The sequence below is a fragment of the Rhodococcus sp. YL-1 genome, from assembly GCF_001942025.1.
Taxonomy (GTDB): domain Bacteria; phylum Actinomycetota; class Actinomycetes; order Mycobacteriales; family Mycobacteriaceae; genus Rhodococcus_F; species Rhodococcus_F qingshengii.
The window spans coordinates 2,871,439-2,896,943 of sequence record NZ_CP017299.1 but is presented as its reverse complement, the minus strand read 5'-3'; the positions used below and the strand labels follow the sequence as shown (position 1 = coordinate 2,896,943).

At 63.4% G+C, this 25,505-nt stretch carries 24 protein-coding genes and 6 tRNA genes; 12 read left to right on the top strand and 18 right to left on the bottom strand.

All coding sequences use genetic code 11. From position 1 onward, the window contains the following. Positions 1 to 76: 76 nt before the first annotated feature. From BH682_RS13580 to BH682_RS13545, 8 genes are all read right to left on the bottom strand, one after another. Complete coding sequence (locus BH682_RS13580) at positions 77 to 1,099, bottom strand: NUDIX hydrolase (RefSeq protein ID WP_047269324.1); 1,023 nt, start codon at positions 1,097 to 1,099, stop codon at positions 77 to 79. After that, on the bottom strand, positions 1,096 to 2,223 hold the full coding sequence (locus tag BH682_RS13575) for a glycosyltransferase family 4 protein (protein WP_003943332.1): 1,128 nt from the start codon (positions 2,221 to 2,223) through the stop codon (positions 1,096 to 1,098). Before BH682_RS13575 ends, BH682_RS13580 begins: the two co-directional genes overlap by 4 nt. Continuing rightward, a complete protein-coding gene (locus tag BH682_RS13570; protein WP_030536867.1) occupies positions 2,220 to 3,122 on the bottom strand; it encodes a phosphatidylinositol mannoside acyltransferase in 903 nt (300 codons plus the stop codon). Before BH682_RS13570 ends, BH682_RS13575 begins: the two co-directional genes overlap by 4 nt. Further along, a complete protein-coding gene (gene pgsA / locus BH682_RS13565; protein WP_007732918.1) occupies positions 3,119 to 3,796 on the bottom strand; it encodes a phosphatidylinositol phosphate synthase in 678 nt (225 codons plus the stop codon). The genes BH682_RS13570 and pgsA overlap by 4 nt, the downstream gene beginning before the upstream one ends. Before the next feature lie 81 nt (positions 3,797 to 3,877). Next, positions 3,878 to 4,432 carry an HIT family protein gene (locus BH682_RS13560; protein WP_003943307.1) on the bottom strand — a complete coding sequence of 185 codons (555 nt, stop codon included), beginning with the start codon at positions 4,430 to 4,432 and terminating at the stop codon, positions 3,878 to 3,880. After that, positions 4,429 to 6,486 carry a threonine--tRNA ligase gene (gene thrS / locus BH682_RS13555; protein ID WP_007732914.1) on the bottom strand — a complete coding sequence of 686 codons (2,058 nt, stop codon included), beginning with the start codon at positions 6,484 to 6,486 and terminating at the stop codon, positions 4,429 to 4,431. Before thrS ends, BH682_RS13560 begins: the two co-directional genes overlap by 4 nt. A gap of 133 nt (positions 6,487 to 6,619) precedes the next feature. Beyond that, positions 6,620 to 7,072 carry a TIGR02611 family protein gene (locus BH682_RS13550; RefSeq protein WP_030536868.1) on the bottom strand — a complete coding sequence of 151 codons (453 nt, stop codon included), beginning with the start codon at positions 7,070 to 7,072 and terminating at the stop codon, positions 6,620 to 6,622. Between the two features lie 171 nt (positions 7,073 to 7,243). Beyond that, positions 7,244 to 7,315: transfer RNA gene (locus BH682_RS13545), tRNA-Val, on the bottom strand. Positions 7,316 to 7,608: 293 nt separating this feature from the next. Between BH682_RS13545 and BH682_RS13540 the strand changes: the two genes are divergently transcribed. The 5 genes from BH682_RS13540 (at position 7,609) to BH682_RS13520 (ending at position 8,112) form a co-directional block, all read left to right on the top strand. After that, positions 7,609 to 7,681 (top strand) — tRNA-Gly (locus BH682_RS13540). 25 nt (positions 7,682 to 7,706) lie between these two features. Continuing rightward, positions 7,707 to 7,777, top strand: a tRNA-Cys gene (locus BH682_RS13535). A gap of 1 nt (position 7,778) precedes the next feature. Then, positions 7,779 to 7,853 (top strand) — tRNA-Val (locus BH682_RS13530). A gap of 92 nt (positions 7,854 to 7,945) precedes the next feature. Next, a tRNA-Gly gene (locus BH682_RS13525) sits at positions 7,946 to 8,021 on the top strand. 16 nt (positions 8,022 to 8,037) lie between these two features. Then, positions 8,038 to 8,112, top strand: a tRNA-Val gene (locus BH682_RS13520). Between the two features lie 146 nt (positions 8,113 to 8,258). Here BH682_RS13520 and BH682_RS13515 read toward each other — a convergent pair. Together BH682_RS13515 and BH682_RS13510 are read right to left on the bottom strand one after the other, a co-directional pair. Beyond that, positions 8,259 to 8,735, bottom strand: coding sequence for an alpha-isopropylmalate synthase regulatory domain-containing protein (locus tag BH682_RS13515; protein ID WP_054781939.1), 477 nt, complete (start codon positions 8,733 to 8,735; stop codon positions 8,259 to 8,261). 174 nt (positions 8,736 to 8,909) lie between these two features. Then, on the bottom strand, positions 8,910 to 10,295 hold the full coding sequence (locus BH682_RS13510; protein WP_075833076.1) for a GH1 family beta-glucosidase: 1,386 nt from the start codon (positions 10,293 to 10,295) through the stop codon (positions 8,910 to 8,912). A gap of 116 nt (positions 10,296 to 10,411) precedes the next feature. On the opposite strand from BH682_RS13510, the gene BH682_RS13505 reads away from it, so the two are divergent. Together BH682_RS13505 and BH682_RS13500 are read left to right on the top strand one after the other, a co-directional pair. Next, entirely contained in the window at positions 10,412 to 11,608 is a 1,197-nt protein-coding gene (locus BH682_RS13505; RefSeq protein ID WP_058038725.1) for an MFS transporter, read from the top strand. Between the two features lie 67 nt (positions 11,609 to 11,675). Next, positions 11,676 to 12,209 (top strand): GNAT family N-acetyltransferase, encoded by a 534-nt coding sequence (locus BH682_RS13500; RefSeq protein ID WP_003942603.1) that lies wholly within the window; start codon positions 11,676 to 11,678, stop codon positions 12,207 to 12,209. A 12-nt stretch (positions 12,210 to 12,221) separates the two neighbouring features. Here BH682_RS13500 and zapE read toward each other — a convergent pair whose 3' ends face one another. Continuing rightward, positions 12,222 to 13,238: a cell division protein ZapE gene (gene zapE, locus BH682_RS13495; RefSeq protein WP_003942629.1), complete on the bottom strand. Its 1,017-nt coding sequence runs from the start codon at positions 13,236 to 13,238 to the stop codon at positions 12,222 to 12,224. Between the two features lie 43 nt (positions 13,239 to 13,281). Here zapE and BH682_RS13490 point away from each other — a divergent pair, with 43 nt between their 5' ends. The 4 genes from BH682_RS13490 to msrB are packed head-to-tail and all read left to right on the top strand — an operon-like array spanning position 13,282 to position 17,389. Next, a complete protein-coding gene (locus BH682_RS13490; protein WP_075833074.1) occupies positions 13,282 to 14,031 on the top strand; it encodes a pyrimidine reductase family protein in 750 nt (249 codons plus the stop codon). 19 nt (positions 14,032 to 14,050) lie between these two features. After that, entirely contained in the window at positions 14,051 to 15,604 is a 1,554-nt protein-coding gene (locus BH682_RS13485) for an alpha/beta hydrolase (RefSeq protein WP_075833072.1), read from the top strand. Positions 15,605 to 15,664: 60 nt separating this feature from the next. Continuing rightward, positions 15,665 to 16,948, top strand: coding sequence for a glycosyltransferase family 87 protein (locus BH682_RS13480; protein ID WP_007732903.1), 1,284 nt, complete (start codon positions 15,665 to 15,667; stop codon positions 16,946 to 16,948). A 9-nt stretch (positions 16,949 to 16,957) separates the two neighbouring features. Further along, positions 16,958 to 17,389 carry a peptide-methionine (R)-S-oxide reductase MsrB gene (gene msrB / locus BH682_RS13475; RefSeq protein ID WP_003942631.1) on the top strand — a complete coding sequence of 144 codons (432 nt, stop codon included), beginning with the start codon at positions 16,958 to 16,960 and terminating at the stop codon, positions 17,387 to 17,389. 54 nt (positions 17,390 to 17,443) lie between these two features. Here msrB and BH682_RS13470 read toward each other — a convergent pair whose 3' ends face one another. The 7 genes from BH682_RS13470 to hemE form a co-directional block, all read right to left on the bottom strand. After that, entirely contained in the window at positions 17,444 to 18,364 is a 921-nt protein-coding gene (locus BH682_RS13470) for a WXG100-like domain-containing protein (protein WP_075833070.1), read from the bottom strand. Further along, entirely contained in the window at positions 18,364 to 18,675 is a 312-nt protein-coding gene (locus BH682_RS13465; RefSeq protein WP_003942588.1) for a hypothetical protein, read from the bottom strand. The genes BH682_RS13470 and BH682_RS13465 overlap by 1 nt, the downstream gene beginning before the upstream one ends. Next, entirely contained in the window at positions 18,668 to 19,141 is a 474-nt protein-coding gene (locus BH682_RS13460) for a YbaB/EbfC family nucleoid-associated protein (protein WP_223304570.1), read from the bottom strand. The genes BH682_RS13465 and BH682_RS13460 overlap by 8 nt, the downstream gene beginning before the upstream one ends. An 82-nt stretch (positions 19,142 to 19,223) precedes the next feature. Further along, entirely contained in the window at positions 19,224 to 21,500 is a 2,277-nt protein-coding gene (locus tag BH682_RS13455; RefSeq protein ID WP_058227957.1) for a molybdopterin guanine dinucleotide-containing S/N-oxide reductase, read from the bottom strand. Between the two features lie 54 nt (positions 21,501 to 21,554). Further along, a complete protein-coding gene (gene hemQ / locus BH682_RS13450) occupies positions 21,555 to 22,250 on the bottom strand; it encodes a hydrogen peroxide-dependent heme synthase (RefSeq protein ID WP_003942644.1) in 696 nt (231 codons plus the stop codon). Positions 22,251 to 22,254: 4 nt separating this feature from the next. Then, a complete protein-coding gene (locus BH682_RS13445) occupies positions 22,255 to 23,616 on the bottom strand; it encodes a protoporphyrinogen oxidase (RefSeq protein WP_058038721.1) in 1,362 nt (453 codons plus the stop codon). Continuing rightward, a complete protein-coding gene (gene hemE, locus BH682_RS13440) occupies positions 23,613 to 24,710 on the bottom strand; it encodes a uroporphyrinogen decarboxylase (protein WP_003942625.1) in 1,098 nt (365 codons plus the stop codon). The genes BH682_RS13445 and hemE overlap by 4 nt, the downstream gene beginning before the upstream one ends. Before the next feature lie 168 nt (positions 24,711 to 24,878). Here hemE and BH682_RS13435 point away from each other — a divergent pair, with 168 nt between their 5' ends. Next, on the top strand, positions 24,879 to 25,469 hold the full coding sequence (locus BH682_RS13435) for a DUF3000 domain-containing protein (RefSeq protein ID WP_003942604.1): 591 nt from the start codon (positions 24,879 to 24,881) through the stop codon (positions 25,467 to 25,469). Positions 25,470 to 25,505 lie beyond the last annotated feature (36 nt).

Genomic DNA, 25,505 nt, shown 5'->3' with positions numbered 1-25,505 from the left:
GAACCGGCCTTCGATTCCGTATCCAATTTGCCATTGCTGGCCTTAAACTGCCCGCGAGAACTGAACGACCGAAGGATCAGCGGATGGAACGCACTTCCGGATCCTCGGTACCGTCCGCGATCGTCGCCGCTTCCACCAGGAGGTTTGCCAGATCCAACGGGTAGACCGGCTCACCGGACTTGGCCAATTGGCGGATCTCGTCGGCGCTGCACCAGCGATGGCCGGTGATGGCACGCTGCTCCAATTCCGTGTGGCCTTGGAAGACCGGCTCGAAGCCGTGAGTGCGCGTAGCGAAGAACAGCTCTTCCGAACGGATCAGCTCACCGTCGAACGGGAAAATCGCCACACGACGCCAGAGTGGACCTCGCAGATTCTCCGGAGCCACGACGAATCCGGTCTCCTCCTCGATCTCACGAACGGCAGCCGCCCGCAGGTGTTCGCCCCGTTCGAGCCCGCCGCCGACGGTGAACCAGAAGTAAGTGTTCGGGATCTTGGGATCGTGGCCGCGCAACAGCAGCACCCGATCGTCCTCGTCCAGCATCACCACGCGGGCAGAGGTCCGTGACGTATCCACGGTGATGCCCTCGGGCACCGCCGCCGCGGTGGTGCGCTCGGAGATCTCGAAATACTGAGGCAGCGGTGCCGTTCCACCGAGGTGCAGCCAGCGAACAAGTCGACGCGTACGCAACGCGAGAGTGTCTCGCACCGCGTCGTTGTGGAACCGCCGGGCGATCAGCACGCGCGCTTCGGCATCGGCCAACTCGGCCACCAGTTGAGGGCGCAGCGACGTCGTGCCGTAGGCAGCGAGAGCATTGGACAGCCGGTTCTCGGCAAGCTCGCGATCCTGACGATCCGCACGTTCGGCAGCGTCCGCCAAGGTGACGAATCTGCGCGCGTCGTCGGCGTTCATGTCCACCGCCGCCGCGCGGACAACCGCGGCACGACGGGACAGAGCCGCATCGAGCGCCAACCACGACTGATCCGAACGCACATGCAGTCGATCGAGTCGGTTCGCCGTCCCGTACGCCCACAGTCCGACGACCAGGACGACGGCAGCGACGAGCCCGAGAATGAAGATTGTCAGAGCGGAGAAGGTCATGAACCCACCACGCGTACGCCGGTGCCGCCAACCGTGACGGTCTCGTAGACACGCAGGATCTGTTCGGCCACCACCGGCCAGTCGTATTCGGCAACAACACTTGTCGCGGTGTTGACCAGCGCGCGTCGTCGATCCGGGTCACCGAGAACGGAATCGATTGCCTCGGCCAAGGCATCGGAGTTCCCGATGGGGACCAGCAAGCCGGCCTGACCGTCGCGAAGAACACGGCGAAAAGCGTCCAACTCACTGGCCACGACGGCAGTGCCAGCCGCCATGGCCTCGACCAGCACGATCCCGAAGCTCTCACCGCCGAGATTGGGCGCGCAGTAGACGTCCGCACTGCGAAGCGCCGACGCTTTCTCCTCGTCACTGACCTGCCCGAGCAGGCGGAGATGCTTGAAGTACTTACCCGCCTCTTTGCGGAGTTTCTCCTCGTCGCCGCGTCCGACCACGATCACTTCGAGATCCGGGTGACGCTCGACCAACTCCGGCAGCGCACCGAGGAGGACGGCCATCCCCTTGCGCGGTTCGTCGTAGCGACCGAGGAACAGAATGGTTCCACCTTCGCGCGGGTAGCCGGGCAACAGATCGGCCTCGGCAAACGCTGCGACATCGACGCCGTTGGGGATCTCGACCGCGTCGGATCCGAGAGACTCGACCTGCCAACGACGCGCCAACTCCGAGACTGCGATCCGGCCGCTGATCTTCTCGAGATACGGAGCCAAGACACCCTGAAACGTGCTCAGCACCAACGACTTCGTGGTCGACGTGTGGAAGGTGGCGACGATCGGGCCTTCCGCGATGCGCAACGCGAGCATGGACAGACTCGGCGCATTGGGTTCGTGGATATGTAGAACGTCGAAGTCACCTTCCGCGATGAACTTGCGGAGGCGGTTGTTCGCCGTCGGGCCGAAAGACAACCGCGCAACAGAACCGTTGTAGGGAATCGCGACGGCTTTACCTGCGGAAACCACAAAATCCGGCAACTCGTCGTCATCGGACGACGGCGCAAGCACACTCACTTTGTGACCACGTTCGATCAGCACCTCGGCCAGATCCACCACGTGCGCCTGGACGCCGCCGGGGACGTCGAAGGAGTACGGGCAGATCATGCCGATTTTCATTCACCCTCCATGCGGGCGAGCCGCGATTCGGAAAGGTCCGAGCGCCACAGCGGTTGAAGCATGTGCCAGTCAGCGGGGTGCGCTGCGATGTTGACCGCGAAACGGTCGGCAAGTGCTTGCGTGGCCGGGCCGACTCCGCCGGATACGTCGATCGGCGGGTCGATCTTGAAGCCCCATCCGTCGGGTGTGAACCAGCAGTGGACCGGTAGCAGCGGCGCGCCGGTGTCGATCGCGAGCTTCGCCGGGCCGGCGGGCATGCGAGTGGGTTCTCCGAAGAACGTGACGGGCACACCCTTCTTCGCCAGATCGCGCTCCCCCAACAGGCACACGATCTTGTTCTCACGCAGATGCTTGGAGAGTTCGACGAACGGAGGATGCTCCCCGCCGCTGAGCGGGAAGATCTCGAAGCCGAGACTCTCGCGATAGTCGACGAACCGTTCGTACAGGGATTCGGGCTTGAGCCGCTCGGCAACGGAGGTCAACCCGCCCCACTGCTGAACGCACCACACGCCGGCCATGTCCCAATTACCGCTGTGAGGCAGCGCCAATACCGCGCCATGACCTGCAGCCATTGCCTTTTCCAGATGCTCCTGGCCCTCGACCAGCGCATGCAGCGCCTTACCTGTCGCGACCAGGTCCATCGACGGAAGACGAAACGCCTCACGCCAATACCGGGCGTACGAGCGCATCGAATCCTTGATCAACTGATCCGGAACTTGCTCCGGCGTCGTGCCCAGAACTCTCGCGAGGTTCTTCCTGAGTTGTTCGGGTCCGCCCTTGCGTACCGCGAAATCCGCTCCGGCGTCGAACAGCTTGACCGCCACCGATTCCGGCAGGCTTCTCACCAGCCGCCAACCCGCGGCGTATCCCAGGTCGGTTGCACGCTCGGCAAAGCTCATTTCTCTGCCTCGCCGTCCGTGTCCGGCGCACCTTCGACCGTCGATGCGGCCGGGGCGATCGGCAGAAGTTCCCGAGCGCCAGGGGAATTGCGCACCGCGAGCACTCGCTGGAAGACCGTCACGATGCTTCCGGCGGCAAGTACCCACATCGCGATGTGGATTGCCCACGGAAGACCCATACCCGTCAGGCCGGATCCGACCAACACGATGATCAGTCGGTCCGGGCGCTCGATCCACCCGCCGTCCGCAGTCAGCCCGCTCGCCTCCGCACGCGCCTTCGCGTACGAGATGACCTGCGAGGTGACGAGGCAGATGAGCGTCGCGACGAGCAGCCACTTGCTGTTCTCGTGGTAGACCGCCCACCAGGCCAGGCCGGCAAAAATCGCGCCGTCGGCTACGCGGTCGCAGGTCGCGTCCAGTACCGCCCCGTACCGCGTTCCGCCGCCGCGAGCACGAGCCATTGCGCCGTCGAGCATGTCGAACATGACGAAGAACCAGATGAACATGGTTCCCCAGAACAGATGTCCGGACGGAAACAGCGTCACCGCACCGGCGACGCTTGCCACCGTGCCGATCACCGTCACCGAGTCCGGCGTCAGACCGGTCTTGACCAGCGCCTTCCCCATAGGTGCCGTCACCTTGGACACCGATGCGCGCCCGAAGAAGCTCAACACCGCAGGAACCCTCCCCGTCGTGAGTTCCGGTTCGGAACTCGTTGCAGCAATGCATCCTGCCATGAAGCCGGATGCGTCAACCTATTGTTGCCAGGCACCGGCGAGTAGTCCCCTGGTCTCCCGCAGCAATTGCGGCATCACCTTGACCCCACCGAGCACGGTGATGAAGTTGGCGTCGCCGCCCCAACGTGGCACTACGTGTTGGTGAAGGTGCTCGGACAGCGAACCGCCCGCAGCGGCACCGAGATTCAGGCCGACGTTGAATCCGTGAGGATTCGACACGCTCTTGATCACCCGCAACGCCTGCTGGGTGAACGCCATCAACTCGGCGCTCTCCTCCGGCGTCAGGTCTTCGAGTGCCGCGACCTTGCGGTACGGAACCACCATCAGGTGCCCCGGGTTGTACGGATACAGGTTCAGAACCGCATAGACATGCTCACCGCGGGCAACGATCAGTCCTTCTTCGTCCGACATCTTCGGAATGTCGATGAACGGTTCACCTGTCGTGCCCGGGGTGTTGGGCGCCTCGGTGATGTACGACATCCGATGCGGCGACCAAATGCGCTGCAAATGGTCAGGGTCACCGACGCCGTGGTCGATCAGCGAACCCGGACCGTCGTCACCGGGGGCGCTCACTGCGCCACGCTTGGCTGCACCAGTTCGGCTGTCGGCGAGGCGTTCTCGCGGCGGCCGATCCACTCGGTGATGATCCGGACGGCGTCGTCGACGGGAATGCCGTTGATCTGCGTGCCGTCACGGAAACGGAAGCTGACCGCGCCGGCCTCCACGTCACGCTCGCCCGCGAGGAGCATGAACGGGACCTTCTGCGTGGTGTGGTTACGGATCTTCTTCTGCATACGGTCGTCACTGAAGTCGACCTCGGCGCGCACACCGGCAGCCTTGAGCTTCTTCGTGACGTCGAACAGGTGATCGGCGAACGCCTCGGCCACCGGGATTCCGACAACCTGCACCGGCGCCAGCCACGCCGGGAACGCGCCCGCGTAGTGCTCGGTCAGGACACCGAAGAACCGCTCGATCGAGCCGAACAGCGCACGGTGGATCATGACCGGACGAGTCTTGACGCCGTCGTTGCCGGTGTATTCGAGCTCGAACCGCTCGGGCAGGTTGAAGTCGAGCTGGATGGTCGACATCTGCCAGGTGCGGCCGAGGGCGTCCTTGACCTGGACGGAAATCTTGGGACCGTAGAAGGCGGCTCCGCCCGGATCCGGCACCAGAGTCAGGCCGGAAGCTTCGCCGACCTCGGCGAGGGTTGCAGTTGCCTCTTCCCAGACGTCGTCGCTACCGACGAATTTGTCCGGGTTCTTGGTGGACAGCTCGAGGTAGAAGTCGTCGAGGCCGTAGTCCTTGAGCAGGTTCAGCACGAACTGCAGCGTGGTGGTCAGCTCGTCGCGCATCTGCTCACGGGTGCAGTAGATGTGAGCGTCGTCCTGGGTCATGCCGCGCACGCGGGTCAGGCCGTGGATGACGCCGGACTTCTCGTAGCGGTAGACCGAGCCGAATTCGAAGAGCCGCAACGGCAATTCACGGTACGAGCGTCCGCGAGCACGGAAGATCAGGTTGTGCATCGGGCAGTTCATCGGCTTGAGGTAGTAGTCCTGGCCCGGCTTGCGCACGGTGCCGTCCTCGTTCAGTTCCTCGTCGACGTGCATCGCCGGGAACATGCCGTCGCGGTACCAGTCGAGGTGACCGGAAACCTCGTACAGATGCCCCTTGGTGATGTGCGGAGTGTTGACGAACTCGTAGCCCGCCTCGATGTGGCGGCTGCGCGAGTAGTTCTCCATCTCGGTGCGGATGATGCCGCCCTTGGGATGGAACACCGGCAGACCCGAACCGAGCTCGTCGGGGAAGCTGAAGAGGTCCAGTTCGGTACCGAGCTTGCGGTGATCACGACGCTCGGCCTCGGCGAGCAGTTCGAGGTATTCGTCCTGAGCCTCGGTGGACTCCCACGCGGTGCCGTAGACACGCTGAAGATCGGCGTTGTCCTGGTTGCCACGCCAGTAGGCGGCGGAGCTTCGGGTCAACTTGAAGGCCGGGATGTGCTTGGTGGTCGGAATGTGCGGGCCGCGGCACAGATCGGACCAGATCTTGTCGCCGGTACGAGGATCGAGATTGTCGTAGATGGTCAGCTCGTTGCCGCCCACCTCCATGATCTCGGGATCGTCGATACCGGACTTGTCGTCGATCAATTCGAGCTTGAAGGGCTCGTCGGCCAACTCGACCCGAGCGTCCTCGATCGAATCGACGACTCGACGCGAAAAGCGCTGTGATCCCTTGATGATCTGCTTCATACGCTTTTCGAGCTTGGCCAGATCTTCCGGAGTGAACGGGCGGTCCACCGCGAAGTCGTAGTAGAAGCCGTCCTTGATCGGCGGACCGATGCCGAGCTTCGCGTCGGGGAATTCTTTCTGAACCGCCTGCGCGAGGACGTGGGCCGCGGAGTGCCGGATGACGCTGCGGCCGTCCTCGGTGGATGCTGCCACCGGCTCGACGTCGACATCGACCTCAGGTGTCCACGACAGATCCTTGAGCGTTCCCTCGCCATCGCGGACAACGACGATCACGTCGGGCCCCTTCGTGGGGTATCCGGCTTCGCGCACTGCAGTCCCGGCGGTCGTCCCCGCGGGCACCCGAAGTGGGGCGGCTGAGTGCTCTGGCGCGGGACTGGTCACGGCGATGTGCTCCTAAAGGTATTGCGACAAGTTAGACAGGCGTCGTACCCACTGCGAGCACGCGCACGATCATGTTATCGGCCCTACCGACATGGTGAGACAACCGAGTGAAGGAAACCGGGCCGCGTTCAACTCACAGCGGCGACTCGAGCCACGAGTAGTCCAGGCCCACCCATGTCCCGATCAGGCCGAAAGTGCCGAGCACCCACAAAGTCGCCAGGACGATCACTGTGGTGAACAGAACGCCCAACCCTTTGACGAACAGCGACTGCTTGCCGAACCATTCCATGAACCGGTCGTATCGAGCCTTCGCGAAATGAAGGAGTCGATGTGCCCACGCGAACTCCGACGCCAGGATGCCGAGGCCGGCGAAAACGATGAGCCAACCGGGCCCGGGGTACGGAATAGCCACGATGCCGGCGGCGAACACGATCGTGCCCACGACTCCGACGCCGATGCGGTACGCAAGATTGAGGGTGGGCCGCGCGGCGATTCCCGCGCGCCACCGCTCCCAGCGGGACTCTGCGTCCTGGAAGACGGACAGGTCTGAATCGTCGACGGAAGAATCGACCTTTTCGGTACTCAAAGCAGTCACCTTTTCGGTCGCGAAATGTCTCTTCGACCAGGCTACCGAAATCGTCGCCCGGCGACCTGCGACGACGGTCTGCATCCCGAAATAACCGTGCCCTCGAACAGCTGTGCTCGCAAACGACTGAAGGCGTCCCCGATGATCGGGAACGCCTTTAGTGTTTTTCTGTGGTCCCGGCTGGGATCGAACCAGCGACCTTCCGCGTGTGAAGCGGACGCTCTCCCACTGAGCCACGGGACCGTAAGTCATCCGAACGCATGCGCTCGAACGAGTTGGAACATTAACACGGCTGCGCGATGAATACGAATCACCAGGTTGGCATTCGTTTTGCTCCAGGCGACCCCGAAATCTACGAATTCGAGCTGATTTCAGACCGTATTCATCGCCAAGACGGACAGTTGCAACGCGCGCAACGGGCCGATTCGACTCCGAACACGCCACTGAGCTGGTGATTTGTGTGTATCCGACACGGTCGGCTAATGTTTCCAACGCACCGAGGAGAGCGAGCAGCTCCCCAAGCAACACGGTGCGATGCGGACGTGGCGCAGCTGGTAGCGCACAACCTTGCCAAGGTTGGGGTCGCGGGTTCGAATCCCGTCGTCCGCTCGAGAGGTGTGACTCAACCTTTTACGGTGGAGTGGCCGAGTGGTGAGGCAACGGCCTGCAAAGCCGTGCACACGGGTTCGATTCCCGTCTCCACCTCGCGCGATTAGCTCAGCGGGAGAGCGCTTCCCTGACACGGAAGAGGTCACTGGTTCAATCCCAGTATCGCGCACCACGTCAGACCCTAGGGCCTGATGGTCAAGACCTGCTTGCAGGTCTGATAAGTTGGAAAAGTACTGAGTTCCGGTAACGGAGTTCATTGCTCATGCGGACGTGGCGCAGCTGGTAGCGCACAACCTTGCCAAGGTTGGGGTCGCGGGTTCGAATCCCGTCGTCCGCTCCATTTTTCTCCAGAACCCGCGCGATTAGCTCAGCGGGAGAGCGCTTCCCTGACACGGAAGAGGTCACTGGTTCAATCCCAGTATCGCGCACCATTTGAGAATGCAAGAAGCCGGAACCTCAGGGTTCCGGCTTTTTGCGTTCGAGCGCCGAACACACGGGCCGCAGTACTGACGCGAGCCCCCTCGGGAATCCACGTCAGTACTGCGGTTGATGTAGCTGATCAGATTGTTGTAACTGCTCAGTGAGAGAAGCGGTTCGCTGCCGAAGTCATCGCGCGGAGCGAGGACTCCGTCGACGACTCCGCGATACCCATCGCCCAGCTCCGACGGCCGTCGCACTCGGTGAAGATGAACGTAGCCGTGCGGTGGCCGATGTGATGCTGATGGAAAGACAAGATCTCGAGCGAGATTCCCGCGTCGTGCAGCATCGACGTCATGGCCGAGATCGCGCCGGTCGAGGTGGCGGACGCTTTCTGGATACGCTCCCCCAGACCGAGAGTCGCTTCGAAGGTCCAACGACCCGGCGCAATCTTCTCGGAGGACCACGCACCCAGACGGATCGGGCCGCTCATAGCCGCATACGTGGACTCGAACTCGGTCCACGACATCGCTGAGCATTCGGCACGCAAGCCGGCGGGCAGAGATTTGCCGTGACGCGCCGCGAAGGGATCAGCAGCAGAAGAAGAATCAGAAGCGAAAGCGAAGTTGTAAGTCATGATCGTGGTCTTCCTGGAATGAAGTGGAGGACCAACTGGTAGCAAGACGACCCGCAGCGAGGGGTCGGTCCGATTCAGACCCCGCTACGGCGGCTTACTACGAGAATTCGCTTCATGAGAGACGAGGCTAGGCGGCCCGGTTCGAGAATGCAACCCAGACCGCCTCCGCACAGGTCAGACCTGAGCCGCTTTGTGCTCGGCGATGAGGGCGCGATACCACTCGAACGAGGTCTTCGGAGTGCGCTTCTGGGTGTCGAAATCGACGTGCACCAGGCCGAATCGCTCTTTGTATCCCGCAGCCCATTCGAAGTTGTCGAGAAGTGACCACACAAAATAACCGCGGACGTCGACACCGTCGTCCATTGCCGATCGGAGGGCGCGAAGGTGCGCATCGTGGTAGTCGATTCGTGCTTCGTCGTCGACGACGCCTGCGGCATCCGGGGCGTCGTGGAATGAACATCCGCTTTCGGTGATGTAGATCGGCGGCAGTGCGTCACCGAAGCGGGCGTGGAACGTCCGCAAGATCTCGCCCAGCCCCTCGGGAACGATCGGCCAACCGAAATCGGTTGTGGGATAACCGGTAATCGCGACAGGGGCAAAGGGCAGGCCCGGGGGCAGGTCGACTTCGAGCACACCTTCGGTCCCCTGGCCTTCCACCGGAGCAGCAATCATCGTCGGCTCGTAGTAGTTGATCCCGTACCAGTCGAGCGGCGCCCCGATGATTTTCAAGTCCTCGTCGACAGGACCGCTGAGCAGCTGAGCGAATTCGTCGGCCGGGTACTTCCCGACCAGAACCGGGTCGGCGAACATCCAATTGACGACGTGGTCGTAGATGTCGGCAGCCATCACGTCTTCCGGCGAATCCGAAGTGGCACGCACCGGAGCATGGTTCGAGGCGATTCCGATGTTCGTGCATCCGGTTGCCCGAAGCGCTTCGACAGCGAGGCCATGCCCGAGCAGCTGGTGATGTGCGGCTTGGAAAGCCTCGAACCCCAAGGCCAGTCCGGGGGCGTGAACTCCGAGGGCATGCCCGTAAAGCGTGTGCACAACTGGTTCGTTGAGCGGCATCCACATTCCGACCCGATCCGACAGTCGCTCGCCGACGACCTGCGCATACTCCCCCAGCCGATACGAGGTGTCGCGGTTCATCCAGCCGCCCTGCTCCTGCAAGGCAAGGGGCAGATCCCAGTGAAAGAGCGTGACGGCAGGAGTAATTCCCACCGAACACAGTCGGTCGATCAGGCGGTCGTAGAAGTCGAGCCCCTTCGCATTCACTGCCCCCGATCCGGTGGGCAGAATGCGCGACCACGACAGAGACAGCCGATAAGCGTCGAGCCCGAGCTGATTCATCAGCTCGATGTCCGACTCCCAGCGGTGATAATGATCGGCAGCGACCGTCCCGGTGTCGCCCCCGACGACAACACCGGGACGGTCACAGAACTCGTCCCAGATCGACGGTCCGCGACCGTCTTCGGCCACAGCTCCTTCGATTTGATAGGCCGCAGTGGCGGTTCCCCAGACGAAGGAAGTCGGAAATTCTGGTGTCGGCTGCCGAGTCATGTCGGTCAGTTAATCAAAGAACCGTGCAAAACACGCAGCTTTGTTGGACACTCGACCAGTATCAAGATCCAGTACCGTTCGGCCTAACCGAACGAACGAGACAAAGGCCCTGCTTGATGACGGATAACACCCGCACCCTGACGAGGGCTCGGATCGCCACTTCGGTGGCCTTCGGACTTCAAGGATTTCTGCTCGCCGCCATTCTGACGCAGCTGCCGCAGTACAAGGACTTGTTCGAGCTGAGCGAGACACTGGTTGTGGTTGCGGTTGTCACCGTGTCCGTCATCGCCGGGCTCGGCAGCGTGCTCGCCGAGATGCTGGCCGTGAGAACGTCGAGCAAGATGACCCTGCGAACTGGGCTCGCCGTCATCGCAGTCTTCGGCGGGGCAACCGGAATTGCGCCCAACGCAGCGATGTTCTTCGTCTTCCTGGCGATCTACGGCATCGGACTCGGCATGGTCGACGCGGCCGCCAACATGCAGGCAGTCTCGATCCAACACGCCAAGGGCCGCTTCATCCTCTCCTCGTTCCATGCTTCCTGGAGCGTCGGAGCGATTGTCGGCGCCCTGTTCATCTCTGCTACCGCAGGCCTCGACATTTCGATCCGCGTCACGCAGGTGATCGCGGGAGTTGTTGTCGGACTGATGCTTCTGGCCTTCGGCCCGCAACTGCTCGATCGGTCCGAGTCTCCGGTTGCCGAGGCAAACATCACGAGCACCGCAAAATTCGCGGTACCCACCCGCGCCTTCGTCCTCCTCGGCGTCGCGATGGCATTATTCTACGCGGTCGACTTCAGCGTCGGAAACTGGTCGACTCTGTACGTCAAGGACGAACTGCTCGCCGACGCCGGGACCGCTGCCCTTTCCGTGGCGGCGTATCAGATCGCGGCACTTGTCGCACGACTGACCGGGGACTACTGGGTCGGGAAATTCGGTGAGACCACCGTCGTGCGGATCGGCTCTCTCATCGGCGTAGTCGGTATGACAGTTGTCGTCCTCGCGCAATCTCCCGCCGTTGCCATCGCCGGGTTCCTCATCGTCGGGCTCGGGGTACCGGTGATCGCTCCGATCTGCTTCAGCGCTGCCGGCAGGATGGCTCCCCCGGATCAGGTCGATGCGGTGATCGCACGCATCAACCTCTTCAACTACGTCGGCACAGTCGTCGGCGGCGGCATCGTCGGCGCGGTCGCTGCCTTCAGTGACCTTCGAATCGGGTTCCTGATTCCGCTGGCGTTCTGCGCGATCTTGATAGCTCTTGCTCCCGCGTTCGCACCGAAACGAGCCACAACTCCGGTCGCCGAGAACGCCGCTTGAGCATTGCGCCCGAGGAAAGTGGTGTACTTGATCGACCGAATTGTGTGCGCGAGAGGCAGAAACTGACGTGACGATCACCGTTGACCGGGCCGGGATCTGGGATTCCGAAGCAATCGCCGACGTGGCAGCGGTGACATTTCCACTGGCGTGTCCGCCGGACGCATCCGACGACGACATCAGTGCCTTCATCGACAACGTTCTCTCCGTCGACAAGTTCTCCGAGTACCTGACCGATCCGACGCGAACCGTTCTCAAGGTCATTCGCGACGGTTCGATCGTCGGCTACGCGATGCTTGTCGACGACGAGCCCGCCGACCCGGACGTCAAAGCTGCTGTGACACTTCGCCCGACAACAGAACTCAGCAAGTTGTACGTGCTTCCGGGTAACCACGGAACCGGCGCGGCAGCATCCTTGATGGACGCGGTTGTCGACCACGCACGACGCAGCGGAAGTGCCGGGATCTGGCTGGGCGTCAATCAGGAGAACCTGCGCGCCCAGAAGTTCTACGCAAAGCACGGTTTCACACAGGTCGGCACGAAGACTTTCCTCGTGGGCGCACAACTCCACCACGATTTCGTGATGGAGCGCCCCGTCAGCTGACAGGCGTGCAGACTAGCCGGCCGCGACCTCGAAACGAGAAAGTGCGAGCAGGCGCGAGGTCGCGCGCAAGTACTTCTTCTTGTACCCACCGGCGAGCATCTCGGGGGTGAAGATCTCGTCGAGGCGTGCGCCGGAAACGGTGACCGGGATGCTCGCATCGTACAGGCGGTCGGCGAGAACCACGATGCGCAGTGCAACGGACTGATCCGTTGCCGGGTGGACACCGTCGATGAACACGGCCTTCACACCCTCGACCAGCTTGTTGTACCGCGACGGGTGCAGGGTGCTGAGGTGCTTGCACAGCTCGTCGAAGTTGTCGAGCGTGGCGCCGTCGATGGCGTCGGCCCGAGAGACCAACTCCTCCGAGGAGATGGGCTCGGGTGCGGGCGGGAGATCGCGGTGACGGTAGTCGGGGCCGTCGACGCGAATCGTCTCGAAGATCGAGCCGAGCTTCTTGATCTCGCGCAGGAAGTCCTGGGCGGCGAAGCGACCCTCCCCGAGCTGGCCGGGAAGCGTGTTCGACGTCGCGACGATGGACACGCCGCGCGCGGAAAGCTCCGAAAGGAGGCGGGATACGAGCATGGTGTCGCCCGGATCGTCGAGCTCGAACTCGTCGATGCAGAGAACGCTGTGGTCGGCGAGCGCTTCGACCGCCTTGTTGAAGCCGAGAGCGCCGACGACGTGCGTCAGCTCGACGAAGGTTCCGAAAGCCTTCGGCGACGGAACGCTGTGGAAGATCGACGCCAGCAAGTGAGTCTTACCGACACCGAACCCGCCGTCGAGGTACAGGCCGGCGCCGGTCGCCTGGGTCTTCTTGCCGAACAGTCCGCGGCGTCCACCACTACGGATCTTGGTGACGCGCTTGGAGAATTCCTCGGCCTTGGCGACAGCAGCTGCCTGGCTCGGTTCCTTCGGATCAGGAATGTAGGACGCAAAACTCACCTCGTCGAACATTGCGGGAGGCACCATTTGAGCTACCAGTTGATCGGCGGGTACCACCGGGCTGCGATCGACAAGACGTTCATGCATCCGTCAAGGGTATCTACGTGATGTGATCTCTCATGTGCACCGTATGGATATTGCGACCTACTTCACACCAGGCCACGACGACGAACTCCGCGGCTTGTACGCCTATCCCGAGAACCTCTCGCAACCCTGGATGCGCGTGAACTTCGTTTCCAGCATCGACGGGTGCGTCGCCGTCGACGGAGTGAGCGGTGGACTGGGCACACCGGCAGACAAGTCGGTATTCGGGATCTTGCGCGAACTTTGTGACGTCGTCGTGGTCGGCGCAGGCACAGCGCGAGCCGAGAACTACGGGGGTGTGCAGGTCTCGGACGAAGCCCGGGCGCGTCGCACTGCCGACGGCCTCGCTCCGGTCCCACCGATCCTCGTCGTCTCGGCGCACGCGTCGATCGACCCTGAAAGCCGGCTCCTTCGAGATACCGAAATTCCGCCGATTCTTGTTGTCGGTCGCGACGCGGACTCCGCGGCAATTTCGGCGCTGAGATCTGCCGGAGCGCAGGTGGAGGTGACGGACTCACCGAACGTCACCAGCGGCGACATCGACAGGGCCTTGTCGGCTCGCAAGCTCCGTCACGTGCTGTGCGAGGGCGGACCGTCACTTTTCGGGCAGTTGATCGAGGACAATGCCGTCGACGAACTCTGCATCACCACGTCACCTGAACTGGTGGGGAGCAAAGTCGGCCGAATCTCACTCTCCCCCAACGCAATGCCCACAGCCATGCGTCCCGCGCACATTCTCGGTGATACGGACGGCACGATCCTCACTCGATGGGTTCGTCAGCAGCCACGTCGGTGAACCTGGCACTCTGGTCGGCATGCGCAGAGTTGCTTTGATGGCCGTCGTCCTCGCGACGTGTTGTGCGTGCGGCGCCGGTCCGTCGCTTCGGCCCGCCGTCGCGGTCGAAGGCCGCACCGACGGCAGCCCTGCCCAGAGCGAGGGACCGTCGCCCGATGCGCCGCCGGTTGACCCTGGCGTCCCGACCGATGACATACCGTGGCGAGACTGCACCGGCACGTCACTCGCCGACCAGGCTCTCGCGGCGTCGAGCGCCGGCGTCATTCTCGAATGCGCGGAATTCAATGCCCCCATCGACGTGACCGGCGCCATCGACGGCAACTTCACTGCCGGCTTGACCCGCGCTCGGACCTCGTCGACGCCTGCCGACGCGTATCCGATCGTGTTCACATCGGGCACCGATCGTTCGTCGGGAAACTCTCTGGCCATGCTCGCCGCATCCGGCTTGAACACGGTTCTCACCGAACATCCCGTGGTTGCCCTCGATCGACGCGGAATCGACAGGTCCACCGCAATCGACTGCATGACGCCGGAAATTCGGCGTGGCCTTCACGATCTGGGCCAGTTCGACGCGGATTCCACCGGTGACGCCGCCGATGCGGTCGCGGCCCTCGGTCACGACGCCACCATTGCCTGCACCGACTACCTCGACCCTCAAGAACTGAAGTTCGGCGCCGACTCCGCAGCCGAGGACATCGACGCTCTACGTACACGGTGGGGCGTCGATACCATCGCTCTGTGGTCGGCAGGGTCCGGCTCGGACATCGCGCTGAGCTATGCGGCGGCCCACCCGAACAACCTCGCGAGGTTGATCCTCGATTCTCCCGCTCCGGTGGCCACCGACGCTGCCACCGAGGCAGAGAGTCGCGTGCAGGGCGAGGAAGCCGCGTTGACCGCGTTCGCTCAGCGATGTGTGGCGCTGGGGTGCTCGCTCGGACCTGATCCGAAGAAATCGGTCACGGACTTGATGGAGCGCGCTCGAGCCGATGAATTCCAGCCGCTGTCCGCCGCTGCGGTGTCGAACGCGATTTCGGCCAGCCTGTGGACTGCCGGAACCAACCGTGAGCAGGAGACCCGCTCACTGTCCGACGCTCTGTCCGCGCTCGGTACCGGCAACGCTTCGCCGATTCGAGAGCGCGCCGCCCGGGCGGAGAACGAGGTGGACGGCGACGGCCAGTTCATCGGACGGTGCACCGACGGCATGCAATGGCCGGGCATCGGGCGTGCGCGCGAGCTTGCGGACACCTGGGGCACCAACTATCCGGTGTTCGGGCGAGAAGCCGCGCTCGGGTTGCTGGCGTGCGCCAGCTGGCCGTCGACCGCCAACTCCCCCCTGCCGAATCAGTTGAAGCCCCCAGTCCTCGTGCTGAGCGGTCAGGGTGACCCGGCCGTCGGGAACTCCGGACTCTCGACCGTCACCGGCGTCGTGACCAATGCAGGATCGCGCTTCGCAACTCTGGACTGGCAAGGTGCGGGTCACCCCGCGGCACAATCCACCTGCGCTCAACAGGCGATGCGCCTCTACCTCAGCGACGCCTCCCTGCCCAGTAACGGAAGCGTGTGCCCGGCCTGACTCGGGCGCTCGTCCACCACGACCGAAAAGGGGTGCATCCCCCGATCACACCCTGCTCCGGTGTACCGTGCCGAAGTGTTCCTTCGACAGCTCGAGCCGCGCACCGGGCGGACAACCCAACAAGTCGTCAACTTCGTTTTGTGGCCGATCGCCGTGATGACAGTGCTCAATCGTGTCATCGTCACAGCAGTCAACGGCGCCATCACCGATGACTTCCGACCGGTCTACAACGCCGCGCTGGCGTTCTGGAACGGGCGCGACGTCTACACCGCAGATTTCAACTCCGTAGACCCCCATTACCTGTACCCACCATCGGGTTCCTTGTTGATGGCACCCCTGGCGATCCTCGATCCCGAGCGCTCACGGTGGCTGTTCATCGGTGTCAATGCCGTCGCCATTCTCGTGGCTCTCTACCTGCTGTTGCGCTTGTTCGACCTGACGATCAGTTCCATCGCGGCGCCGATTCTGGTGCTCGGCGCGTTCATGTCGGAGACGGTCACCAACACATTGGTGTTCACCAACATCAACGGCCTCGTCCTGCTCGGCGAAGTTGCCTTCCTCCTGTTGCTGATGCGCAAGAAGGATCTGTGGGCCGGCGCCGCGATCGGTCTCACCATCGCGGTGAAACCCACGCTCGCGCCGCTGCTCCTGCTGCCACTCGTTCGCGGTCAGTGGAAGGTGTTCGTCACCGCCCTGGGCATCCCGTTCATTCTCACGGTCGTGGCATGGCCGCTGGCGTCGGATCCGATGGACTTCGTCCGCCGCACCGTCCCGTACCTGCTCGAATCTCGTGACTACTTCAACAGTTCGATTGTCGGAAACGGCGCTTACTTCGGTCTGCCCGAATGGTTGATCCTGCTCTTGCGCGTCGTGTTGGCCGCCATGGTCGTCGTCTCTCTGTGGCTCCTGTACCGCTACTACCGCAACGACGAACTGTTCTTCCTCACCACCGCGACCGGTGTGATCATGACCGCGTCGTTCCTGCTGCCCTCGCTCGGCCAGATGTACTACTCGATGATGCTGCTCCCGCTCCTGATGTCCGTGGTACTCAAGAACTCGGTCATGCGGAACTGGCCCGCGTGGCTTGCGGTCTACGGCTTCATGACGTTCGACAGCTGGTGGTCGAACCGCTGGCCGACCTTCGGCCGGGCGGCCGAATACACCAAGAGCACCCTCGGCTGGAGCCTTCTGCTGATCGTGATCTTCTGTGTCCTCGGATACCGGTATCTGGTCGCGCGTCGAGAGGGCCGCTTGGATCGGGGAATCGATCCCGCCTACCTCCTCGATCCCCCACTCGATACCGTCTCACCTGCCGACGAAGCCGAAACGGCGACAAAGCATTAGCGTGGAGGCATGAGTTCTTCACACGATGGCATCGACAGCACACCTGAGGTCACGTACACCGAGAGCGAGTGGCGCGAAAAACTGACGCCGGAGGAGTTCGCCGTCCTGCGCCAAGCCGGCACCGAACGCCCCTTCGTCGGCGAGTACACCGACACCACCACGGAAGGTGTCTACTCCTGCCGGGCCTGCGGAGCCGAACTGTTCCGCAGCACCGAGAAGTTCGAATCGCACTGCGGGTGGCCGTCCTTCTTCGATCCGGCGGATTCGGATGCCGTGATCCTGAAAGAAGACAGCTCACTCGGAATGCGCCGGGTCGAGGTCATCTGCAAGAAATGCCATAGCCACCTCGGTCACGTCTTCGAGGGCGAGGGATACCCGACGCCGACCGATCAGCGGTACTGCATCAACTCGATCTCGCTGGTTCTCAAGCCCGCTCAGTAGCCAGGTCGTGGGCTACCCCGTGTCACTGGTAGCCCACGATTCGAGACTTTCCACTCAGAAGTCCCAGTTCAGCGCAGTCGGGCTCAGACCGGCCGCATTCAGGTCCTCGTTGCGAGCGACAAGGCCGTCTTTGACGGAACCGATCCCGCCACCGATCGCGCCGGAAGTGATGTCCGTCAACGAGGCGTCGCCGCCCGTGACTTCCTTCGTCACGATCGCAGCGGACGCTCCCGACACCGCGTCGTCGAAGGCGCCCCGCGCGATCTCCTGCACTCGCGAACCGGTCGGGAGCGGGTTCGGGTCAGGGCCGACACGATCCGGCGTCGTCTTCAACCCTCCGTTCGCAAGTCCCTTGATGAAACCGTCGCGCCCCTCGGTCACGACCTTGCCACCGTCGATCGACTGGCGATGATCCATCGTCATCTGCCCGAGTTGAATGGCGAGGCCGGAGAAGACGGCAGCGGCAGCTTCCACTGCCGCAGCCTCGATCACTCGTATCAACAATTGCTGCAACAACATTCGGACCGTGAGTGTTGTTGCGACCTCAGCCGCCACGACCCCGGCGGTACTGACACCAAGTGTCGGGACAGCAGCCGCCATCATGGCGGCAATCTCGAGCGCCAGTGCGCCCAGCGCCGCGAGGATCGACAGTTTGGTGTACTCGATGTCCGTGCCGGTATCGGTGCATGACTGACCCAGTTCGGCCGCGGCAGAGGACAACCGCTCGAAGACCTCCGCAACTCCCCCGGCCTCGGACCAATACCGAGACAACGAGTCGCCGGCTCGACCGTCGATCGATGCCAGTACTGCCTGCAATCCGTAACCACCGGCAGCGGCCGAAGCCTCGATCCGATCGGCCGCACCTGACCAGGCATCACCCAACCTCCACAGTGCCGTTTCGTCTCCTTGCGGCCAGTCACTGCCCACCGCGACCGACGCAACCGCCTGTAACCAGCCGGGAATCTCGAGTGCCATCAGAGCCCACCCGCCATGTCGTCGGCAAGCGAGGTGTCGATCGATTCGAAACGATCGGTGATCTCGATCAGCGTGGCGGTCAATTCGCGGAGCGCGCCCGCGACCAGCGTCATCCCACCGACTGCTGACTCAGCACCGGGAACATATGCGCCTGAGAATGCGGATCCGAACTGGTCAGTGCCCCAGCAACCCTCTTCGGCGGCGACCACTGCGTCGAGAGCGCTCCGCGCCTCGTCGAGATCGGCAGCGACCACCGCGAAGGCTGGTGCAGCACTTTTCATCGCGGCCACATTCACGCCCAGCTCAGACATTGCCGGAGCTCCTCAGAACGGTGCGGTCCCAGTTCTCGTCGCAGGAAGCCGGTGTGGAGCTCGGACGAGGTTCGAGAATCTCGCGCAATCCGAGCACGCCCGGAACCAGGTCCGGCAAGTCGATTCCGGCCGCCTCCGTGAGCGGCTTCGTCATCTCGGCAACCTGTCGGCGTATGTCTTCTGCCGCAGACGCGGCCGTAGCCAGGATCAGATTCCCCAACGCTGCCGGCGAATGCTTGGCGTAAGAACTCCCCGAGAGATCGACTCCCACCACCGCCCCCGAGGCGTCGACGACGATTTCCACGCTGCCGTCACTCGAACGCGCGCTCGCCGTCGCTCGAGCGATCCTCTCCTGCAAGTCCGCCAGCGATCGAGTCCGCTCCAACAGAACGTGCTGCATCGAATCGATCTGGGCCCGAAGTACTTCGACTTGCCCCCGCATCGAACCAACATCCGCTGCACTCACGATGGCCCCCACCTTCGATAGATCGTGACACCTGATTCAGGCGCTCACGAGGTTCGACGCGAGAGGTGGCCGATCGGTTCCGTCAGCGTGAACGAAGCACGGGCGGATCGAACGCCTTGACCGGCGGCAGGGCCCCGTCGAATTTCTCGATCTGCACCAGAACGTGCTGGCCGGTGCACCCGTGCGAGAGTGACGACGTACCGATGTCCGGTGTCAGAACGTTGGGATTGCCGTGCACGCACAGAGAGTCGGGATCGGCAGGATCGAGCGGGTCGTACCAGGCACCGGTGGAAAGTTGGACGACGTCGCTCCGCAAGTCCGAGTCGACGATCACACCAGCAAGGCACGCTCCGCGATCGTTGAACACCCGCACCACGTCTCCTGCCGAGACGCCGCGCGCGGCCGCTGCATCGGGGTGCATACGAATCGGCTCGCGTCCCTGAATCTTCGACGCCTGGCTCGCAGCGCCGTGATCGAGTTGGCTGTGCAGACGCGTCTTGGGCTGATTGGCGATCAGGTGAAGCGGGAATTGCGAGGCTCGCGGTCCACCCAGCCACTCGTCGGGCTCGTACCAGCGCGGATGGCCGGCGCAGTCGTCGTAGCCGAAGGACTCGATGGTCTCGGAGAAGATCTCGATCTTCCCACTCGGAGTCGAGAGCGGATGTTTCTCGGGATTCTCACGGAAGTCACCGAAGAGCACGAGGTTGTCTTCGGTTCGCATCCGGTAGTGCCCTTCTGCCCAGAAGTCCTCGAACGTCGGTGTGTTGCCGCCGTCTGCATCGACGAACGGCCGCCATTGACCGTAGAGATGCTCGATCCACTCCTGTGAGGATCGCCCCTCGGTGAACTGTTCCCCGAATCCGAGCGCAGACGCCAGAGCGGCAAACGTGTCGTAGTCGTCACGCGAGTTCTCGAAAGGTGGAACGACCTGCTGCATCGCGACCAGAAGCGGGTCGTTTCGAGTGCAGCTCAGGTCATTTCGTTCGAGCGAGGTGGTCGACGGGACAACGATGTCGGCGTTGCGGGCCATCGGCGTCCAGTACGGATCGTGAACGACGATCGTGTCCGGACGCGCAAATGCCCGTCGCAGCCTCGGGAGATCCTGATGGTGGTGAAACGGATTGCCACCGGCCCAGTAGACCAACCGGATGTCGGGATAGGTCAAGCGTCGGCCGTCGTAATCGAACTCCTCCCCGGGCGAAAGCAGCAGGTCGGAAATCGCGGCTACCGGAATGAAATCCGACACCGGATTCACACCTTGCGAGAAGGTCGGCAAGGGATACGGCACCGGAGCCAGACCCGGCTCGTTCATCGAACCGTAGCCGTGCCCGAAACCTCCACCCGGAAGCCCGAATTGGCCGAGCATCGCTGCGAGTGTCACGCCCATCCACGGTGCCTGTTCACCGTGTTTGATGCGTTGCAACGACCACGTGACGGTCACCAGCGTCCGGCCAGACGCCATTCTCCGAGCCAGGTCGGTGATGAACTCCGCCGACACACCGGAGATCTTCTGCGCCCAGCGCGGATCCTTCGGTACACCGTCGGAACGTCCGAGCAGGTAATCCTCGAAGCGTTCGTAACCGACGCAGAAACGGCCCAGGAAATCGCGATCGTGCAGGTCCTCCGACGCCAGGACAAAGGCCAGGGCAAGCATGATTGCAACGTCGGTTCCCGGAACGGGTGCGATCCACTCACAGTCACCCTCGACGTCGTCACGCAACGGACTGAAGGAGACGATCTTTCCGCCGCGGGCACGAAACGCGTCGAGCGCCCCGCGCGTCGGATGATCGCTCGTACCACCGGCATTGACTCCGGTGTTCTTGATCGGCACTCCTCCGAACGAGACGAGGAGTTCGGAGTGCTTCGCGATGACGTCCCACGACGTGGAGCGCGCGAACAACTTCCAGTGCGTTCCGACCACACGCGGCATGATGACACCGGTGGCACCGAGCGAGTAGCTGTGAACTGACTTGGTGTATCCACCCAGCTGATTCAGAAATCGGTGAACTTGGCTCTGCGCGTGATGGAATCGGCCGGCGCTGGCCCAGCCGTACGAGCCGCCGAAGATCGCCTTGTTTCCGTGCGCGTCGACCACGCGACGTAGTTCACGCGAGAGGAGTTCGGTCAGTTCGTCCCAGGAGACCGAGACGAATTCGTCGGCTCCACGTCGGTCGCTGGGACCCGGCCCGTTCTCGAGCCAACCCCGACGCACCGCCGGGCCCGAAACACGAGCCCGACTGCGCACCGAACCGGCGAGGTTCCCGAGCATCGGCGAAGGATTCGCATCACCCTCGTACGGATGCACGGCGGTCACCTCGCCGGCGACCGATTCGGCGGTGAACATTCCCCAATGGGACATGTGTTGACGACGCCGGTTCGGTGCAGTTGTCAAAGGAACTACTTTCGAAGCAGATCAGGGAAGGGAAAGGACCAGCTTCTCGATGTCCACGCGCGGGCCGGTGAAGAACGGCACCTCTTCGCGAACGTGCAAGCGAGCTTCGGTGGCACGTAGATCGCGCATCAGATCGACGATACGAATGAGCTCGGGTGCTTCGAACGCGAGAATCCACTCGTAGTCCCCCAGGGCGAAGGCCGGGACCGTGTTGGCGCGAACGTCCTTGTACGAACGAGCAGCCATACCGTGATCGGCGAGCATCTTGCGACGCTCCTCGTCGGGGAGCAGGTACCACTCGTACGAGCGGACGAACGGGTAGACGCAGATGTAGTCGCCCGGATCCTCACCCGCGATGAACGAGGGCACGTGGCTCTTGTTGAACTCCGCGGGGCGGTGCACCGCCGAGTTGCTCCAGATGGGAGCACTGGCCTGTCCGAGGACGGTGGTGCGACGGAAATCCGCGTACGCGGCCTGCAGTTCCTCGATGGTGGCCGCGTGGGTCCAGATCATGAAGTCCGCGTCGGCGCGCAGGCCGGCGACGTCGTAGATCCCGCGAACCACGACGCCCTTGTCTTCGAGACCCTCGAAGAACAAGCGGGCGTCCTTGACCGCAGCTTCCCGATCATCGCCCAGCACACCGGGTTCCACCTGGAACACGGAGAACATGAGGTAACGGATTTCAGAGTTCAGTTTGTCGAAATCAAGGCGTGCCATGGGTCTATCGTGCCACTCGCTCGAATATCCGTGTAGCCGCCGTCGTGCCGACTGCGACACACGCCGGAACCCCGACGCCGTGCAGCCACGACCCGGCCAGGGCGAGGCCGTCGAACTGCGTCATCCCGGACTCGATTTCAGCCACGATTTCCGTGTGACCTGGGGCGTATTGGGGAAGACCTCCGTGCCACCGCTGTACGAAGGTCGCGCCTGGCTCCTCGGTGATTCCGGTCACGGTCTCGAGATCGGCGCGCGCGAAGTCGATCAACTCGCCATCCGACCGGTCGACGATCTCCGATGCACCGAATCGACCGAACGACACCCGAACGAGGTGCTCACCGCGATCAGCGAGGTGTGTCCACTTTCGACTCGACAGCGTGAACGCCTTGGCGGTCAGGTCGGCGTCGGTGGCTACCAGGATCCCTGAATTCTGCGGAAGTTCGACCTGCCCGGACAACCGGAGCGCCACCACCGCGGACGACGCCAGTTCGATCCGAGCGACGGTACTCGCAACATCCGCATCGACTCCGGCCAACAGCGCCGCTGCGCGCGGCGCCGGGACGGCCAGAATCACCGCGTCGACGCTTCCGAGCGGATCGACGTTCCAACCAGCCCCGTCGCTGCGCAACCCAGAAGCCTCGCCGCGGACGAAGGTCGCGTCGGCGGCCTGCTGCAGCGCATCGAGCAGGATGCCGTACCCGTCTCTGAGCGCTCCGAACACCGGCCCCGGTGCAGGCGTCGGCAATGCGGCTGCGACTGCATCCGTGAGGCTCCGAGAGCCCGCATCGAGGGCCGCAGCGAGTGTCGGCAAAGCTGCACGCACGCCGATGGTCTCCGCCAGCCCCGAATACACCCCACCGAGAAGCGGATCCACCGATCGGCTGACCACCTGATCACCGAATCGCTGCGAAACCAGTTCGGCAACACTGCAATCGGAACCGCGGGTCCACTCCAGCGGGACGCCGGCCTCGGCGGCGATGCGAGCCAGGGTCTGCTCGTCGACAAGATCTCTCACCGACTCCGCCGATGCCGGGATTCCCATCAGGGTTCCGGTGGGCAACCGACTCAGTGATCCCTGAGACCAGATCAACGGGCTCAGCCCCGCAGGGTAGACGATCTGATCGGTCAGACCCAGCTCGGCGAGAAGCGCAGGAACTTCCGGCCGACGGGCGATGAAAGCCTCGGCACCGATGTCGATCGGGCCACCGCCCAGATCAATCGTTCGCAGCTTCCCGCCCAGTCGCGGTGAGTCGTCGACGATCGTGATGTCCGCTTCGGAGCCCAGACTGCGCCGAAGCCGGTACGCGGCAACCAGACCGGAGATTCCTCCTCCGATCACCGCGACCGACGGCCGATTGGTCGTCACAGCGAGTGCACCAGCTCCACCGCCGCGGTGATCGCCGTGGGATCGGTGTCGGGAAGAACTCCGTGGCCGAGGTTGAAGATGTGGCCGATGGCACCGGCCTCGATCGCGCGGTCCCCTTCGGCGGCGATCCGGCGCACCTCACGATCGATCACCTCGGGGCCCGCGAACAGTACGGCGGGATCGAGGTTGCCCTGCAGCGCCTTACCCGGACCGACACGACCAGCCGCGACGTCGAGCGGAATCCGCCAGTCGACACCCACGACGTCGGCGCCTGCCTCCCCCATCGCGCCGAGAAGTTCACCGGTGCCGACACCGAAGTGGATACGCGGGACGCCGGCAGCGGCAACCTCGGCGAACACTCGCTCGGAATGCGGCAGGACAAATTCCCGATAATCGGCCAGCGAGAGCGCGCCGGCCCACGAGTCGAACAGCTGGACCGCGTCGACGCCCGCCTTGAGCTGCGCCTGCAGGAAGCAGATCGTGGTGTCGGCCAAACTTCCGAGCAACGCGTGCCAGGTCTTCGGATCGGAGTGCATGAGCGCTTTGGTCTTCTCGTGGTTCCGGCTCGGACCACCTTCGACCAGATACGACGCCAGAGTGAACGGCGCTCCGGCAAAGCCGATCAGCGGCGTGGAGCCCAACTCGGTGGTGAGAAGCCGAACGGCCTGCGCGATTGCGCCTACCTCTTCGGGAACCAGTCGCGGGAGTGCTGCAACGTCGGCGATGGAGCGAATCGGATTGGCGACCACCGGTCCGACGCCGGCAACGATGTCGAGATCAATTCCCGCGGCTTTGAGTGGAACGACGATGTCCGAGAACAGGATTGCCGCGTCCACGTCGTGACGGCGCACCGGTTGCATCGTGATCTCACAGACCAGCGCCGGATCGAAACAAGATTCCAACATGCCGATCCCGGCGCGGATCTCGCGGTACTCCGGCAACGAACGCCCTGCCTGACGCATGAACCACACCGGCCGTCGACTCGGAGTGCGTCCGGTCGCCGCGGCAAGCAACGGTGCGTCGGGCAAGACTCGCCGAGCGCTGTATTCCGCCGACCCGGTAATGCCTGAATTCATGTTGTCCAACCCGCTCATCAGTCCTCGCGCTCTCCGCCAACGTGTGTCTTCGATCGACTCAATGCTGCCACGTCCCACACTCGGGATCGGACACCCGAGCGGTTCGTGAGCGGCCACACACCCGAGCCACACTCGGTCGGCGCGCCTCCACCTCCCCGCCCGCATCCCCGACTAACGTCCTGACCTGTGACGACATCCGGATCGACAGCCGACCCGGCCGAGTTCCGTGCCGCCGTGGAGGCGATGACCGCTGCGCGGGTTCGGCCCGAGATAGAGGTCGGTCCCATCCGCCCGCCGCAGCGCCTCGCTCCGTACAGCCACGCGGTGGGGGCCGAGGTTCTCCACCCGGACTCCGACGTCGTGGCCGAGCAGTCCGAAGGTGACGCTTTCGGCCGCCTGATCCTGTTGTTCGATCCGGACGGCGACGAGGCGTGGAACGGCACCATGCGGTTGGTGGCGTACATCCAGGCCGATCTCGACGAAGCCGTCGCCGCGGATCCACTACTTCCCGAAGTAGCCTGGAGTTGGCTGGTGGACGCTTTGGAGGCCGGACCGGAACCTTTTGTGGCCCTGGGCGGTACGGTCACAGCTACAACTTCCGTGCGGTACGGCGACATCGCCGGGCCTCCGCGAGCCCATCAACTGGAGTTGCGAGCGTCCTGGACTGCAACTTCGTCCGAATTGGCTCACCACGTCGAGGCTTTCTGCGAGGTTCTCGCGTACGCGGCGGGGCTTCCGCCTGCCGGGATAACCACGCTGTCGCGGCAGAACGACTGACTCTGTCACTCGTTTGAGCATTCCCCCGGAAAAATA